Origin of the sequence: Verrucosispora sioxanthis, assembly GCF_010560025.1 — a bacterium.
In the GTDB taxonomy this organism is placed as follows: Bacteria; Actinomycetota; Actinomycetes; order Mycobacteriales; family Micromonosporaceae; genus Micromonospora; species Micromonospora palythoicola.
In genome coordinates this window covers 64,528-80,180 of record NZ_SAIY01000002.1, presented here as the reverse complement: position 1 = coordinate 80,180, position 15,653 = coordinate 64,528, and the positions used below count along the sequence as shown (strand labels likewise).

The 15,653-nt window shown below is 70.7% G+C and carries 16 protein-coding genes and 1 pseudogene; 5 read left to right on the top strand and 12 right to left on the bottom strand.

Annotated features, from left to right (window positions below; all coding sequences use genetic code 11):
• Window positions 1-35: 35 nt before the first annotated feature.
• The 10 genes and pseudogenes from ENC19_RS05485 to ENC19_RS05445 form a co-directional block, all read right to left on the bottom strand.
• Window positions 36-1,229: an osmoprotectant NAGGN system M42 family peptidase gene (locus ENC19_RS05485; protein ID WP_164446076.1), complete on the bottom strand. Its 1,194-nt coding sequence runs from the start codon at window positions 1,227-1,229 to the stop codon at window positions 36-38.
• Complete coding sequence (gene ngg / locus ENC19_RS05480; RefSeq protein WP_164446075.1) at window positions 1,226-3,118, bottom strand: N-acetylglutaminylglutamine synthetase; 1,893 nt, start codon at window positions 3,116-3,118, stop codon at window positions 1,226-1,228. Before ngg ends, ENC19_RS05485 begins: the two co-directional genes overlap by 4 nt.
• 2 nt (window positions 3,119-3,120) lie before the next feature.
• Window positions 3,121-4,905, bottom strand: a complete 1,785-nt coding sequence (locus ENC19_RS05475) for an N-acetylglutaminylglutamine amidotransferase (RefSeq protein WP_164446074.1) — start codon at window positions 4,903-4,905, stop codon at window positions 3,121-3,123.
• Window positions 4,906-5,208: 303 nt separating this feature from the next.
• Window positions 5,209-5,289 (bottom strand): annotated as a pseudogene (locus ENC19_RS31685) (peptide-methionine (S)-S-oxide reductase MsrA); the annotation flags it as partial.
• A gap of 46 nt (window positions 5,290-5,335) precedes the next feature.
• Window positions 5,336-5,989, bottom strand: coding sequence for a nucleotidyl transferase AbiEii/AbiGii toxin family protein (locus ENC19_RS05470; protein WP_164446073.1), 654 nt, complete (start codon window positions 5,987-5,989; stop codon window positions 5,336-5,338).
• 4 nt (window positions 5,990-5,993) lie between these two features.
• On the bottom strand, window positions 5,994-6,335 hold the full coding sequence (locus tag ENC19_RS05465; RefSeq protein WP_164446072.1) for a hypothetical protein: 342 nt from the start codon (window positions 6,333-6,335) through the stop codon (window positions 5,994-5,996).
• A gap of 39 nt (window positions 6,336-6,374) precedes the next feature.
• Entirely contained in the window at window positions 6,375-7,037 is a 663-nt protein-coding gene (gene msrA / locus ENC19_RS05460; RefSeq protein ID WP_164446071.1) for a peptide-methionine (S)-S-oxide reductase MsrA, read from the bottom strand.
• A 74-nt stretch (window positions 7,038-7,111) separates the two neighbouring features.
• Window positions 7,112-7,528: an HIT family protein gene (locus ENC19_RS05455; protein ID WP_164446070.1), complete on the bottom strand. Its 417-nt coding sequence runs from the start codon at window positions 7,526-7,528 to the stop codon at window positions 7,112-7,114.
• A gap of 40 nt (window positions 7,529-7,568) precedes the next feature.
• Window positions 7,569-8,261: a nucleotidyl transferase AbiEii/AbiGii toxin family protein gene (locus ENC19_RS05450; RefSeq protein WP_164446069.1), complete on the bottom strand. Its 693-nt coding sequence runs from the start codon at window positions 8,259-8,261 to the stop codon at window positions 7,569-7,571.
• A gap of 2 nt (window positions 8,262-8,263) precedes the next feature.
• On the bottom strand, window positions 8,264-8,590 hold the full coding sequence (locus ENC19_RS05445; RefSeq protein ID WP_164446068.1) for a hypothetical protein: 327 nt from the start codon (window positions 8,588-8,590) through the stop codon (window positions 8,264-8,266).
• 76 nt (window positions 8,591-8,666) lie between these two features.
• On the opposite strand from ENC19_RS05445, the gene ENC19_RS05440 reads away from it, so the two are divergent.
• From ENC19_RS05440 to ilvA, 4 genes are read left to right on the top strand one after another with little or no spacing between them, the layout of a single operon-like run.
• Entirely contained in the window at window positions 8,667-9,809 is a 1,143-nt protein-coding gene (locus tag ENC19_RS05440) for a cystathionine gamma-synthase (RefSeq protein ID WP_164446067.1), read from the top strand.
• A gap of 16 nt (window positions 9,810-9,825) precedes the next feature.
• Window positions 9,826-11,235, top strand: a complete 1,410-nt coding sequence (locus tag ENC19_RS05435) for an amidase (RefSeq protein ID WP_164446066.1) — start codon at window positions 9,826-9,828, stop codon at window positions 11,233-11,235.
• 44 nt (window positions 11,236-11,279) lie between these two features.
• Entirely contained in the window at window positions 11,280-12,188 is a 909-nt protein-coding gene (locus tag ENC19_RS05430) for a DUF4328 domain-containing protein (protein ID WP_164446065.1), read from the top strand.
• Between the two features lie 2 nt (window positions 12,189-12,190).
• The gene (gene ilvA, locus ENC19_RS05425; protein ID WP_164446064.1) at window positions 12,191-13,411 is read left to right on the top strand and encodes a threonine ammonia-lyase; all 1,221 of its coding nucleotides are present in this window, start codon (window positions 12,191-12,193) and stop codon (window positions 13,409-13,411) included.
• 60 nt (window positions 13,412-13,471) lie between these two features.
• Here ilvA and greA read toward each other — a convergent pair whose 3' ends face one another.
• Window positions 13,472-13,969 carry a transcription elongation factor GreA gene (gene greA / locus ENC19_RS05420; protein WP_164446063.1) on the bottom strand — a complete coding sequence of 166 codons (498 nt, stop codon included), beginning with the start codon at window positions 13,967-13,969 and terminating at the stop codon, window positions 13,472-13,474.
• A 104-nt stretch (window positions 13,970-14,073) separates the two neighbouring features.
• Window positions 14,074-14,508 (bottom strand): DUF4307 domain-containing protein, encoded by a 435-nt coding sequence (locus ENC19_RS05415; RefSeq protein ID WP_164446062.1) that lies wholly within the window; start codon window positions 14,506-14,508, stop codon window positions 14,074-14,076.
• A 220-nt stretch (window positions 14,509-14,728) separates the two neighbouring features.
• Between ENC19_RS05415 and mca the strand changes: the two genes are divergently transcribed.
• On the top strand, window positions 14,729-15,610 hold the full coding sequence (mca, locus tag ENC19_RS05410; protein WP_164446061.1) for a mycothiol conjugate amidase Mca: 882 nt from the start codon (window positions 14,729-14,731) through the stop codon (window positions 15,608-15,610).
• The last annotated feature ends 43 nt before the right edge of the window (window positions 15,611-15,653 follow it).

Genomic DNA, 15,653 nt, shown 5'->3' with positions numbered 1-15,653 from the left:
AACGGATTTCGATCACACTGCCGTCGCCGCTCCGGTCAGGCGGTCTGGGCGATGCCGATCGGGCCCTCGCGCGGGCCGTCGGCGTTGGCCGGCTGCACCGCCAGCGACGGGAAGTCGGCCAGGTCGCCCTCCGGCTCGGCGTCCCATTCGGGAAACACCAGGTCGCTCTGGAGGTACAGGCAGATCAACTGGGCCAGGTGGCGCAGCCCTTCCAGGTGGGTGCGCTCGTGACCGTGGGTGGCGTCGACACCGAAGCCGAGCAGCGCCACCCGGGCGTGCGCCCCGGCCTCCACCGCCGCCGCCACGTCGGAGCGGTAGTAGTCGAAGACGTCCCGCACGAGATCCACGTCGTGCTCCCGGGCGATCGACGCCAGGTTGCGGGTCAGGTGGTAGTCGAACGGGCCCACGCCGTCGCCCATCGCCAGGGTGGCGGAATGCTCGCGGGACTGCTGACCGGGGGCGACCACCGCCGCGTCCACCGAGACGATCTCGGCCACGTCGGGGTCGAGGCCGTGGGACGCGCCGTGGCCGATCTCCTCGGTCACGGTGACCAGCAGATGCGCGGTCACGGCCGGCTTCACCCCGGCGTCGACCATCGCCTTCAGGGCGGCGAGCACCGCGGCCACGCCGGCCTTGTCGTCCAGGTGGCGGGACTTGACGTACCCGCTGGGCGTGACCGTCGGGTTGGGCAGGAACGCCACGAAGTCGCCCGCGTCGACGCCGAGCGCCCGCAGCCCGGCGATGTCCTCCACCGGCTCGTCGACGCGTACCTCCACCTGCTCCCAGCCGAAGCCCTGCAGGTCGACGCCCTCGTTGTAGCGGTGGCCGCTGGCCTTGAGCGGCAGCACCTGCCCGGTGACCACCCGGTCCAGGTCGTCGGTGAAGATCCGTACGTGCGCGCCCTCGGCGAACCGGGCGCTGTGCGTCCCGATCGGCTTCAGCTCCAGCCGGCCGTTCTCCTTCAGCCGTTTGACCATTCCGCCGATGGTGTCGGTGTGCACCACGATCGCCCGGTCCGCGCCGGTCTCGCGGGGTCCGGGCAGGCAGGCGCTCAGCGCGCCCCGGCGGGTGAGCGTCGACGGGATGCCGAGCGCGGACAGGCGTTCACCCACGTACTGCTGCACGTGGTCGGTGCGCCCCGAGGGGCTCGGTATGTCGAGCAGCTCGACCAGCACCTGACGGAGGTAGTCCAGGTCGATGGGGAGCGGAGTGGTCTTGCGTACGGTCATGCCCCAGATGGTGCCGCACCCGCCGGCGTCCACAGCTTCTGCGGTGCCCGAGTCCCGGGAAAGAGCAGATCCACGAAGCGTTCGGCGGTGGGCTGCGGTTCGTGGTTGGCCAGCCCGGGCCGCTCGTTGGCCTCGATGAAGACGTGCTCGGGTTGGTCCGGCGCCGGCACCAGCAGGTCGAGCCCGGTGACCGGGATGTCGATGGCGCGGCTGGCGGCGACGCACGCCTCGGCGATCAGCGGGTGCAGCTCGCCGGTCACGTCGTGGATGGTGCCGCCGGTGTGCAGGTTCGCGGTGCGCCGCACGGCGAGCATCTGCCCCTCCGGCAGCACGTCGTGCAGCTGGTAGCCGGCCTCGGTGACCACGTCCCGGGTCATGTCGTCAAGCGGGATGCGGGACTCGCCGCCCGTGGCGGCGGCCCGGCGGCGACTCTGCCGCTCGATCAGCTCGGCGATGTCGTGCACGCCGTCGCCGGTGATCGAGGCGGGCCGGCGGACGGCGGCGGCCACCACCTCGTGATCGATCATGACGACCCGCAGGTCCTCACCGGAGCACAGCTCCTCCAGCAGCACCTCCGGGCAGAACCGGGCGGCCAGCTCCACGGCGGCGGCCAGCGCCTCGGGGGTGCGTACCCCGACGGTGATGCCGTTGCCCTGCTCGCCCCGGGCCGGCTTGACCACCACCTGGCCCACCTCGGCCAGGAACTCCGCGTCGGCGGCGTCGCCGGTGGCGGTGCGCCCGCGCGGCACCGACAGGCCGGCCTCGGTCAGGATCCGTCGGGTGACCCGCTTGTCGTCGCAGCGGCTCATCGCCACCGCCGAGGTCAGCTCGGACAGCGACTCCCGGGTGAGGATCGTCCGACCGCCACTGGTCAGCCGCAGCTCGCCCCACTCCGGGTCGGTCACCTCCACCCGGATGCCACGCCGCATCGCCTCGTCGGCGACGATCCGGGCGTACGGGTTGAGCCCGTCGTACCCGACCGGCATGGCCGGCAGGAACAACCGCTCGTTGATCGGGTTCTTCCGCTTCACGCAGAGCGTGGCGGTGCGGTAGAAACCGAGCCGCTCGTAGAGCCGGATCGCCCCGGCGTTCTCGGCGAGCACGGACAGGTCGACGTACGCGCGACCCCGGGCGACCAACCGGCTGGCCAGCTCGGTGATCAGTGCCTGCCCGGTGCCGGGCGGGGCCTGGTTGAAGTCGACGGTCAGGCACCACAGGCTGGCGCCGTTGTCCGGGTCGTCGAAGACCGCCACATGGTCGATGCCGGTGATGGTGCCGACGATCTCGCCGGTGACCGCCTCGGCCACCAGGTGCAGGAACCGGTCGGTCGCGGCGTTGTCGACAAGCACGTCGACCGGGGCGGTGACCATGCCGTTGGCCGCGTAGATCCGGTTGACCGCGTCCGCGTCGGCGGCGTCGCGCAACCGGCGGATGCGTACCCCGGGCAGTTCGTTGCGGCCGTCGAGCGGTGCCGGCGTCTCGGCGGTGCCGGCCTCCTCGGTCGTCCCGGCACCGGGACGGGGCCCGCGACGGTCCCCGCCGAGCGGCAGCCGGAAGGTCAGCGACGGGTCGATGAACAGCTCGTCGGGCAGCCGGGAGACCAGCACGTGCGGATCTCGCAGGTAGATGCAGATGTCCCGGGCTCCGGCCGCCTCGGAGCGCAGCACGTCGGCGACCGCGGACTGGTTGGCGAACGTCTGGCCGAAGACCAGCCGCCCCCAACCGCAGTCGACGATGACGTCCGCACCGGTGCTCGGGCGCTCGTCGGCGGTCGGGTCGGCACCGCCGGTGGCGATCGGATCACCGCCCGGCCCGACCCGCTCGTACCGTCTGCCCGCGCCGCGGCCCCGGTCGGTCCGGGCTACGCCGGTGGCCAGGGTGTCGGTCACGCTCAGTCGATTCCGTGGCTCTGGAGCCACATTTCCAGGAGTCCGAGTTGCCACAGCTTGTTTCCGTTCAACGGGGTCAGTTCGGCGTTGGGCGCGTCGAGCAGGGCGTTGACGTAATCGGTGCGGAACAGGTCGCGGCGGCGGGCCTCGGGAGCGGACAGCGCGTCGCGTACCCGGTCGAGGAGCTTGCCCTCCAGGTGCGTCAGGCCCGGCACCGGGAAGTAACCCTTGGGCCGGTCGATGACCTCGTGCGGCAGCACACGACGGCCGATCTCCTTCAGCACACCCTTACCGCCCTGCGCCAGCTTCAACTCCGGCGGGCAGGCGGCGGCCAGTTCCACGAACTCGTGATCCAGGAACGGCACCCGGGCCTCCAGCCCGTGCGCCATGGTCATGTTGTCGACCCGCTTGACCGGGTCGTCGGTGAGCATGATCTGCGTGTCGATGCGCAGGCCGGCGTCGACCGCGGTCTGCGCGCCCGGCCGCGCCAGGTGCGCGGCGACGAACTCCCGCGCCGGATCGCCGTCGGCGAGCCAGTCGGGGTTGAGCACCCGGGCCAGGCCGGCGCCGTCGCGGTCGAAGAAGGCCCGGGCGTACGTGTCGAGGGCCTGTTCCCGACCGACCTGCGCCAGTGGCGGGTACCAGTGGTAGCCGCCCAGGATCTCGTCGGCACCCTGGCCGGACTGCACCACCTTGACGTGCCGCGACACCTCCTGGCTGAGCAGGTAGAAGGCGACACAGTCGTGGCTGACCATGGGTTCGCTCATGGCCGCGACGGCCGCCTCCAGCGGCGGGACCAGATCCTGGGCGGCGACCCGGATCTGGTGGTGGTCGGTGTCGAAGGTCTTGGCGACCACGTCGGAGTAGCGGAACTCGTCGCCCTCACGGCCGCCGACGGCGTCGAAGCCGATGGAGAACGTGGACAGCCCGCGTTGCCCCTCCCCGGCCAGCAGGGCGACCACCAGGCTGGAGTCCAGGCCACCGGAGAGCAGCACGCCGACCGGTACGTCGGCGACCATCCGCCGACGTACGGCGGTGGTGAGTGACTCGTGCAGCGCGTCCTGCCAGTCCCGCTCGGACCAGCCGGCGTGCTCGTCGCGGCGGAGGAACGGTGGATCCCAGTAGACCCGCTCGTGGCTGCGGCCGTCGGCCTCGTAGACCCGCACGGTGGCCGGTGGCAGCTTGGTGACCCCGCGCAGGATGGTGCGCGGCGGCGGCACGATGCTGTGGAAGCTGAGGTAGTGGCCCAGGGCGACCGGGTCGATGCCGGTGTCCACCCCGCCGCCGGCCAGCAGCGCCGGCAGGGTACTGGCGAAGCGCACCACGCCGGCGGACTCGGCGAGGTAGAGCGGCTTGATGCCGAGCCGGTCCCGGGCCAGCACCAGACGGCCGGTGTCCCGTTCGCTGATCGCCACGGCGAACATGCCGATCAGGTGGTCGACGAAGTCCAGCCCCCACTCGGCGTACGCCTTGACGACGACCTCGCTGTCCCCGGTGGAGAAGAAGTGGTGGCCCTTGGCCTGCAGCTCGGCACGCAGCTCGCGGTAGTTGTAGATGCAGCCGTTGAAGACGCCGGCCAGACCGGCGGCGGAGTCGACGATCGGCTGGCCGCTGGCCGCCGACAGGTCGATGATTTTCAGGCGCCGGTGGCCGAGGGCGACCGCCCCCTGTGACCACACCCCGCTGCCGTCCGGCCCCCGATCGCACATGGTGGCGGCCATTTGTTCCACCGCTGCGACGTTGGCACGCGTCGCGTCCCGTCGGAACTCCCCAGCCAGTCCGCACATGTGTGCCCATGCTGCCAGAGGATGTTGCGATTAGCCTGTTGAGACCATGACGGTCGTGTAACAGCATTGCTAGAATCCGCGCCCCGCGATCAAGCAGGTGACATCCCACGCCGAGTGTTGGGTCGTTTCCTGCCTACCTCGTGACACTTGCGGCCTTTGCGAAGCGGCGCCGGGTGTGACGAATGCCGCAATACGTGTGGCATGGGCGTGATCACGGGGTCGGTGGTCCCGCACACGCGACGGCAGCCGGCCCGCCGACTTCGGCGGGCCGGCTGCCAAGGGCGCTTGGGCGCGTTGCCCTGCTCAGCCTGCGGTACGGGCCACGCCGACCGGGCAGCTCAGCCCGTTCGGACCGTGGTTGCAGTACCCGTTCGGGTTCTTGGTCGAGGGCGGGGCATCTCCACTGGCGGTGTTGCCGCACCTGCTGCGCCTATGGCGTGTCGGTGAGTTCGCGTCGCCATCGAGCGAAACGATCACGGACAGCAGGTAGCTCAGCGGCCGGAATTCCGTAGCAGTCGAAGTCCGCATCGGTGATCTGCGTCAACGCGCCGAGCGCGTCCGCAAAGGCGTGCGGCTCGAAACCCGGATCTGCTGCCGCAGCCAGTTCGAGCAGGCGTTGCTTGGTGTAGCGGCCGCTCATGAGGGCGGCGTCTACGTCGAGAAAATCTCGGGCCTCGGCGCGGCCGAAGAGCGCACACATCTTGTTGGCGACGGCGTCGTCGGGGTGTAGGACAGGGCCGACGGCCGACATCACCGGGTCGTGCGCCCGCCAATCCGCCGACATCTCCAGCTTGTCCGGCTCCGCGCCTGGATCATCTTGGCCGGCGATGAGTAGGCGGACGAACGTCTCACTCCGAATCAGCGCGGTGACTGTGTACCTGTGCTCTTCGAGGGCGTTGATGACGTTGTCGACCGCTTCCGGGAAAGAGGCACGCAGATGCCAGGACGTAAAAAGATCGACGTCGCCGCTGAGCCGACTGCCCATGCCGTGCGCGCTCACCGCGTATCCACCTGCCAAGGCGAAGCCGAACCGTCCGGCCGCCGCGAGAGCGACTCTGGTGATCTTGACGTGACTCGGCAGCATCGTGTCAGGCAGCGCGGCGGGGGGCGCGGCGCAGTTCAGGGAAACGTTCCTCCCATGCGCGGCGCACGGCCTGGGGCAGCCACATCGACGGCCAGAGCCGGATCAGGGCATCGCGGCTGACGTAGGTGTAGAGGTCGGTCGGACTGGCGGCCTCGTTGAGGACCGTCCGGTACAGGTCGCCGATGCGTCCGGGCTGCGTGAGGTCGTAACGAGGATTGCCGGACCACTTGAGATGGCGTGGTAGATCCACTACCCCGGAAGTGGGCCCGCAGAGCTGATCGAGGGTTTCGGGCACGACAATCGGCTTGGCGTAACCGTGTGGACGGCTAGCGCTGTCGCCGCTCATCGTGCCCTCCCAACGTCCGAATCAGGCTAACGCCTGGATTCAGCCTGCGGTACGGGCCACGCCGACCGGGCAGCTCAGCCCGTTCGGACCGTGGTTGCAGTAGCCGTTGGGGTTCTTGGTCGGCGCGAGGTACTGCTGGTGGTAGTCCTCGGCCAGGTAGTAGTCGCCGAGTCGGGCGATCTCCGTGGTGATCTCGCCCTTGCCGGCCCGGGCCACGATCGGCGCGAACGCCTCTCGGGACGCCTCGGCGATCGCCAGTTGCTCGTCCGTGCTGGCGTAGATCGCGGACCGGTACTGGGTGCCCACGTCGTTGCCCTGGCGCATGCCCTGGGTCGGGTCGTGGTTCTCCCAGAAGACCTTCAGCAGGTCCTCGTAGCTGATCTTCGTTGGGTCGTACACCACCTCGACCACCTCGGCGTGCCCGGTCATCCCGGAGCAGACCTCCTCGTAGGTCGGGTTGGGGCTGTAACCACCCGCGTACCCCGCGGAGGTGGTGAAGACGCCGGGCAGCGTCCAGAACAGGCGCTCGGCTCCCCAGAAACACCCCATACCGAACACGGCGACCTGGTAGCCCTCGGGGAACGGGCCCTTCAGCGGGGTCCCGAGCACCTCGTGCCGGTCGGCCACCGGCATCGCGATGGGACGGCCGGGCAGGGCCCGGTCAGGTGAGATCATCTCGGCCTTCATGCGGCGGAGGAACACGGTGGAACTCCTTTCGTACCCTTCCCCGCGTGCAACACCGGCGGACCCCGCTTCCTTACCCGCGTCGTGCGCCGTCAGGCCGCCAGCGCCGCCCGGACACGGCCCGCGTACGAGGTGGCCTCGGCGTCGTCGGCGTACCGGGTACGCGGCCAGAAGAAGCCACGCAGCCCGTCGCCCTTCGTCCTGGGCACCACATGGGTGTGCAGGTGCGGCACCGACTGGGACACCCGGTTGTTCATCGCCACGAACGTGCCGCCCGCGCCGAGACCGGACTCGACCGCCACGGCGATCCGCCGCACCAACCCGAAGTAGCCGGGCAGCGACTCCGGCGGCAGGTCGGCGAGGGTGACCAGATGGGTGCGCGGCACCACCAGCGCATGCCCCTTGAACACCGGTCGGGTGTCCAGGAACGCCACCCCGTCCGGCTCGTCGGTCACCTGGAACGCCGGCACCGTACCAGCCACGATCCCGCAGAACACACACCCCGCCATCCGGCCAGGTTAAGCCGGACCGGGTGCCGCCGCCCGCTCGTCACAAGCGGTCGAGGTACGCGTCCCACTCGTCGCCGACGACCGGGACCGGACCGGTCTCTCCGTTCGCCAGCCGGAACCGGATGTCCGCCTCCCAGTCGAGAGCCCAGCCATGTAGCTCGACGATCCTCGGGTCCGTCAGCCCGTACGCGGTGAACGTCTCGTCGTCCAGCTCACCGATGGCGCCGAGCCGGTCAGCCAACTCCTCCAACGAGAATCCGACCGTGTGTCGGGCACCCAGGGACTCCAGGTCGGGCCGAGGGAGCCGGTCGTTGGCGGCGTGGATGTCAATGTAGTCACGGTGCGCAGCGCGTTCGTGAAGCGCTCGCATCTTCAGGCCCACAGCGTCGTCGAAGGCGAGAACGGGCCCAAGGTTGAGCGCGGCGGGTGGCCCGATCGCCTCTTTCAACAGGTCAACCTCGCAGGCTTGGCCCGTGGCGGTGACCATCAACCGTGCCATCCGTGCGGTCGCCTCGATGATGCGGGCGTCGAATCCGGCTGCGACGTACGCATCGACAAGGCGCGCGGCCACGGCCGGTAGCGGAAGGGTGGTGGCTGTCGCGAAGTCGATGTCCCGGGACGGTCGTTTGACGAGATCGTGGGCGGCGAGGGCGTAGCCGCCAGCCAGGACGAGCCCGAGGTCGTCGCCAGCAGTGAAGCCGACGCGCAGCAGTCGAAGGTGTAGTTCATCCACACTCAGGAAACGAGTTCGGGAAGCCGACGTTCCCAGATCGCCACGAGACGCCTTGACGTGAGCCGCCTGATGCGGGGCCAGTCGTTACGGAGCAGCGTCGCGTTGACGTAGCGGACGATATCGTCCCGTTGGCCGCAGTCGAGCAACGTCCGGTACAGAGTCAGTCGTTGCCGCGGATCGGCGATGTCGAACTCGGTGAGACCCGACCAGGCCAAGCGCAGGGGCAGTACGACGTGGCCACACTCCGGCCCGGTGAGCTGGTCCAGTGACGTCGGGATGCGGTCGGCCGCGCCGGCCAGGCGAGACGCCAGCGTTTCCGTCGGACTCATCGGCCCAGTATGACCCAGCCGGCCGGCAGGGTGGGTTTCATACGGTGGGACGGGCGGGAGGACTAACGTCTGCGGAATGACCCATGGCTTCGAGACGCTCGCCATCCATGCCGGCCAGGACCCCGAGGCCCGCACCGGCGCGGTGATCCCACCGATCTACCAGACCAGCACGTACGCCCAGGACGCGGTTGGCGCGCCACGGCTCGGCTACGAGTACAGCCGCTCCGGCAATCCGACGCGGGACGCGCTCCAGGAGTGCCTGGCCGCGCTGGAGGCCGGCCAGGTCGGCCTGGCTTTCGCCAGCGGTCTCGCCGCCGAGGACACGTTGCTGCGTACCGTGTGTGGTCCGGGCGACCACGTGGTGATCCCCGATGACGCGTACGGCGGCACGTATCGGCTCTTCGCCAAGGTCGCCGAGCGGTGGGGTCTGGCGTACACCCCGGCCCGGGTCTCCGACGCGGACGCCGTGCGGGCCGCGATCCGGCCCGGCGTCACGAAGGTGGTCTGGGTGGAGACCCCGACCAATCCGCTGCTCGGCATCGCCGACATCGCCACCCTGGCCGCCGTGGCGCACGACGCCGGGGCGTTGCTGGTGGTCGACAACACGTTCGCCTCGCCGTACCTGCAACAGCCGATCACGCTCGGCGCGGACGTGGTCGTGCACTCGACCACCAAGTACGTCGGCGGGCACTCCGACGTGGTCGGTGGCGCGCTGGTGGCGGCCGACGCCGACCTCGGCGAGCAACTGCGCTACCACCAGAACGCGATGGGCGCGATCAACGGTCCGTTCGACGCGTGGCTGACCCTGCGCGGTATCAAGACCCTCGGGGTACGCATGGACCGGCACTGCGACAACGCCGAACGGATCGTGGCGTACCTGGACGGGCATGCCAAGGTCGGTCAGGTGCTCTATCCGGGTCTGCCCACGCACCCAGGGCACGAGGTGGCGGCGAAGCAGATGCGCCGGTTCGGCGGCATGATCTCCTTCCGCGCGGCCGGGGGTGAGGAGCACGCTGTCGAGATCTGCAACCGGGCCCGGCTCTTCGTGCTCGCCGAGTCCCTCGGTGGGGTGGAATCCCTGATCGAACACCCCGGTCGGATGACACACGCGAGTGCTGCCGGCTCGCCGCTTGAAGTTCCCTCCGATCTCGTGCGACTGTCTGTCGGCATCGAGACGGTCGAAGACCTGCTCGCCGATCTGGAGCAGGCGCTGGGCTGACCGCTGGCTTGGGAGGGTGGCCGTGCAGGACATCATGCCGACCTGGGTCGGGGCGACCGCCAAACAGATCGCCCGGGGGGTACGCCGGGGAGACGTCTCCGCCACCCAGGTGCTTGCCGACCACCTTGACCACGTCGCCAAGACCGACGTCGACCTCGCCGCGTTCCGCGCGGTACGCGGCGGGGAGGCGGTCACCGAGGCGGAGAAGGTCGACGAGCAGGAGGACCTGGCGAACCTCCCGCTGGCCGGGGTGCCGGTCGCGGTCAAGGAGAACACCCCGGTGGCCGGTGTGCCCACCTGGAACGGTTCCGCCGCCGTCCGTACCCCCGTGGCGGAGGCCGACCACGAGGTGGTCCGCCGACTGCGCGGAGCCGGCGCGGTGATCCTCGGCGTCACCCGGATGCCCGAGCTGGGCCTGTGGGGCAGCACCGACGACGAGACCGCCGTCACCCGCAACCCGTGGGACCTGTCCCGCACCCCGGGCGGCTCCTCCGGTGGTGCGGCCGCGGCCGTGGCTGCCGGACTGGTGCCGATCGCCCACGGCAACGACGGTCTCGGCTCGATCCGGATCCCGGCCGCCTGCTGCGGGCTGGTCGGCCTGAAACCCGGTCGTGGGGTGGTGCCCTGTCAGCTCGGCGCGGAGGACTGGTTCGGCCTGACCGAGCACGGCATGCTCAGCACCACCGTCGCCGACGCGGCGGTCGGTTTCCAGGTGCTCGCCGGCCGTGCCCAGAGCAAGCTCGTACCACCGCAGCGGCTGCGGGTCGGGGTGTCGCTGCGATCGCCCGTGCGGGGCGTCTCACCCGACGCGCCGAACCGGGACGCGGTCGCCGCCGCCGGTCGGCTGCTCGCCGGTGCCGGGCACGACACGGTGCCGGCCGACCCGGTGTACCCGACGTCGCTGGGCCTGAAGGGCGTCGCCACCTGGTTCGCCGCCGCCGCAGCCGACGTGCGTGACGCCGGGGTCGACCGACGGGCCCTGCAACGCCGCAGCCGCCGGCACGTCACCCTCGGCGAGTGGGCCTGGCGGCGCGGGTACGTCCGGGAGGCCGACCGGTCGGCCTGGCGCGAGCGGTCGATCGGCTTCTTCACCGACCACTCGGTGGACCTGCTGCTCACCCCGGCGCTGGCCAGCGCGCCGCCGCCGGCGGCAAGCTGGTCGACCCGTTCCTGGCAGGCCAACATGCTGGCCAGCATCCGGTACGCGCCCTACGCCGCGCCGTGGAACATCGCCGGCCTGCCCGCCCTGGTGGTGCCGGTGGGCCGCCGCCCGGACGGGCTGCCGCTCGCCGTGCAACTTGTCGGACCACCCGGCTCGGAACTGCTGCTGCTCGGCGTCGCCGGTCAGTTCGAGATGGCGAACCCGTGGCCTCGGCACGCACCCGGATACCCGCACGTCGGAACGGGCTGGCCAGCCAACGCTTGATCATCTAGGCTCCCCGGCACCGCGACAGGGGAGGACCGCCGAGCATGCTCTGCCACACCTGCGACACCGAGACCGACGTACGCACCAGAGAATGCCCGACCTGCCGCACGCCGGTCGGTGCGCCGGCCCTGCACCCGGGTGCCCGGGTGCGACCGGTCCGGGGCGTCGGTCGGGCCGCCTCGGTCGCCGTCGCCGCGACCACCGCGTTCCTGTTGTTGACGGTGGCCGTCCAGCCGGTGAACGCGCTGCTCGCCGAGCGGGCGGCCGACACCCGCGACAGCGAGACGTTCCTGCTCACCGCGGGGGTGCTGGAACTGGCGGCGGCACTGCTCTACCAGGTCGCGTTCCTGGTCGCGATCGTGCTCGTGATCGTCTGGACCTGGCGGGCCCGGACGAACCTGGACGTCTTTCCGGGCGCCGGGCCCACCAACTCCGACGGGTGGGCGATCGCCGGATGGCTGGTGCCGTTCGTCAACTTCGTGATGCCGCACCGGGTGGTGGGCAACATCGCCCGGGAGAGTCTCTGGCGGCTGAGTACCCCGGTACTCGTGCACGTGTGGTGGGGCAGTTGGCTGGTGTTCCTCTTCGCGGAACGGATGTTCGCGCGCTCCGCCGCCGCCGAGTACGAGGCGTTGCCGTACCCGCAGACCTCGTCCGACTTCCAGGCGTACGCCGACCACTATCTGACGGCCACCGGTGAGTACCTGGTGCCCGCGATCTTCTGCACGGTGGCGGGAGGTTCGTTGATCGTGCTGATCCAGAGCATCTCCGCTGCCCAGACCGCCCGAATCGCACGGTCGATGCCCGCCGGCCCGATCCTGCCCGGCATGACGATGGCCGCATCGCCGGATCCGGCCCGGGCCGTGCCGTTACCGGTACCGCCCAACGGTCCGCTGCCGGCTGTTCCGGGTCGGGCGTCGCCGACGCCGGACGGGGCGGGTGGCACGATCTAGGCATGACGGAACTGGTCAGCCTGGACGAGGTGCGCGCCGCCCGGGACCTGCTCGACGGGGTCGTCCGTACCACTCCGCTGGAGTCGTCCCGCCCGCTCAGTGCCGCGCTCGGCGGGCCGGTCTGGCTCAAGTGCGAGAACCTCCAGCGGGCGGGGTCCTACAAGGTGCGCGGCGCGTACGTGCGGATCTCGCGGCTGTCGGCGCAGGAGCGTGCCCGGGGTGTGGTCGCGGCCAGCGCCGGCAACCACGCACAGGGGGTGGCGCTCGCCGCCGGCCTGGTCGGCACCCACGCCACTGTCTTCATGCCGGTGAATGCGCCACTGCCGAAGGTGGCGGCCACGAAGGGATACGGCGCCCAGGTCGAGCTGATCGGTGCCACGGTCGACGAGTCTCTGGTCGCGGCGCAGACGTTCGCCGAGCGCACCGGAGCAGTGCTGATCCATCCGTTCGACCACCGGGACGTCATCGCCGGGCAGGGCACGGTGGCGCTGGAGATCCTGGAGCAGTGCCCGCAGGTGACCACGATCGTCACCGGTGTCGGCGGGGGAGGACTGATCTCCGGGCTGGCGGTTGCCGCCAAGGCGCTCCGGCCGGAGGTTCGGGTGATCGGGGTGCAGGCGGCCGGTGCGGCGGCCTTCCCGCCGTCACTTGTCGCGGGCGAGCCGGTCCGGCTGCCGGCCTTCACCACCATCGCGGACGGCATCGCGGTCGGTCGGCCGGGCGACGTCACCTTCAGCCACGTCCGCAAGCTTGTCGACGACATGGTCACCGTCTCCGAGGAGGACATCTCCCGGGCGCTGCTGATGCTGCTCGAACGCGGCAAGCAGGTGGTGGAGCCGGCCGGGGCGGTTGGCGTGGCCGCCCTGCTGGCCGGTGCTGTCGAGGTGACCGCGCCGGCGGTGGTGGTGCTCTCCGGTGGCAACATCGACCCGCTGCTGATGTTGCGCGTGATCGAGCACGGACTGGCGGCGGCAGGTCGCTACCTGCGGGTGACGGTGCGCTGCTCGGACCGGCCCGGACAGCTGGCCTCGCTGTTGAGCGAGATCGCCGAGCACCGGGCGAACGTGGTGGACGTGGTGCACCAGCGGGCCAACCCGCACCTACGCCTCGGCGAGGTGGAGGTGGCGTTGTCGGTGGAGACCCGTGGCGTCGAACACTCCGACATGCTGATCAGCGCCCTGCGGGCCAGTGGCTACCAGGTGACCATCGCACCAGAGGCGTGACGCGGTGGCGTCACGCCTCTGGACGATCGGATTGCCGGCCCGGCCGGCGGATGACGACGGTCAGCCGGAGAACGGCTCGAAGCTGACCACGGTCACCTTGATGTCGGCGCCGCTCGGAGCGGTGTAGGTGCAGGCCTGGCCGGCCTTGCCGCCCAGGATCGCCTGGCCGAGGGCCGACTCGGGGCTGTAGACCGTCAGGTCCGTGGTCGAGGCGATCTCACGCGAGCCGAGCAGGAACGTCTCTGTGTCGTCGGCGTCGTCGTCGAAGTAGATCGTCACGACCATCCCGGGCGCCACGGCGTCGACGGTCGGCGCCTCGCCGACCTGGGCCGTGCGGAGCAGCTCCTTCAGGTAGAGGATGCGCCCCTCGGCCTTGCCCTGCTCCTCGCGGGCGGCGTGGTAGCCGCCGTTCTCGCGCAGGTCGCCTTCCTCACGCCGGGCGTTGATCTCGGCGGCGATGACCGGCCGGTTGGCGATCAACTCGTCGAGCTCGCCCTTCAGGCGGTCGTACGCGTCCTGGGACAGCCAGGTGGCGGGCGCCTCGTTGCCATTGGACACAGGCGGTCCTCCTCGGTTGTGCGTGCTGGCTGACAGGTGAACCTCCAAGTTACCAGTGCCCTACGACAAGGAGTGTCGGCGATCACGCCGGGCGTCGTCGATCCTCAGACGGGTGGCCGGCAGCGGACGACCTCACCGATGAACGGCCGCGCCGTGGTCGCGAGGCGGTGCCGGACGGTGACGTGAGGCTGCCCGGCGACGGCGGTCACCGGCACCTCCTCGCGGGCCACCTCGGCACCGGCATGGTCCCGGGCGCGCAGCACGCACACCGCCGAGCCACCGTCCGGCAGGTTCACCCGGAAGTCGACCACCACCTGGTCGTCCGTGATGTCGCCGTAGCTGATCACCTGGGCGTCGTACGCCGGATCGCCGTACTGCCGGTAGAGCCGGACCGAGACGACGGTGAGCGTCGCGACCACGACGACGGCGAGCAGCGCGGCCAGCACCGGGCGGCGGCGCCGCGGCGCGCGGCGGCGGCCGTATCGGCCGGCTGGGAAAACCGGCGCGTCCGGTCCAAGTGTGGCGTGCGTCTCGGTCACCGTCGGGTATCTCCCTGGCGTTGTTGTCAGCGGTATCGGCAAGAATGGCAGAGTCCGCCATTCCTGTTCGACTCGGTCGCCAGATCTGGCTCAGCGTCGCGTACGGCTGGGGTCAAATATGACAGGCCGGCGCGGTCCGGTGCCGCTACGGGGAGGAATCCGGCAGGTCAACGGGGGCCCGGGGTGGGTCGCCGGTGGGCAGAGACGAGGAGCGCCGACCTTGGCAGAGCAACTTCGACTCATGGCCGTTCACGCGCACCCCGACGACGAGTCGAGCAAGGGCGCCGCGACGATGGCGAAGTACGTCGCCGAGGGGGTGGACGTGCTGGTCGTGACGTGTACGGGCGGTGAGCGGGGCAGCGTGCTCAACCCCAAGCTCGACCGTCCCGACGTCTGGGCGAACATCGCCGAGATCCGTCGCGCCGAGATGGACGCGGCCCGGGCGATCCTCGGCATCGAGCAGGCATGGCTGGGTTTCGTCGACTCCGGTCTGCCCGAGGGCGATCCGTTGCCGCCGCTACCCGAGGGTTGTTTCGCCCTCCAGGACGTGGACGTGGCCGCCGGCCCGCTGGTGCGGCTGATGCGTGAGTTCCGTCCGCACGTGGTCACCACCTACGACGAGGAGGGTGGCTACCCGCACCCGGACCACATCATGTGCCACAAGGTCAGCGTGGCGGCCTTCGACGCGGCCGGCGACGCCGAGCGCTACCCGGAACTGGGCGCGCCGTGGCAGCCGCTCAAGCTCTACTACGACATCGGCTTCTCCAAGGGCAAGATCCTGGCGTTGCACGAGGCCGTGCTCGCGACCGGTGCCGAGTCGCCGTACGCGGAGTGGCTGACCCGCTGGGAGGACCGGCCGGACAAGGGGCCCCGGATCACCACCCGGGTGCCCTGCGCCGAGTACTTCCCGGTGCGCGACGACGCGCTGCGGGCGCACGCCACCCAGGTGGATCCGGACGGCTTCTGGTTCCAGGTGCCGATGGAGTTGCAGCAGCGCGCCTGGCCGACGGAGGATTTCGAGCTGGTCCGGTCGTCGGTCGACAGCCCGATGCCGGAGTCGGACCTGTTCGCTGGCGTACGAGGTACGGCCCATGCCCGCTGAGCGGGCGGCGGGCTACCCTGGTCGCACACCGCGACCCGGAGGA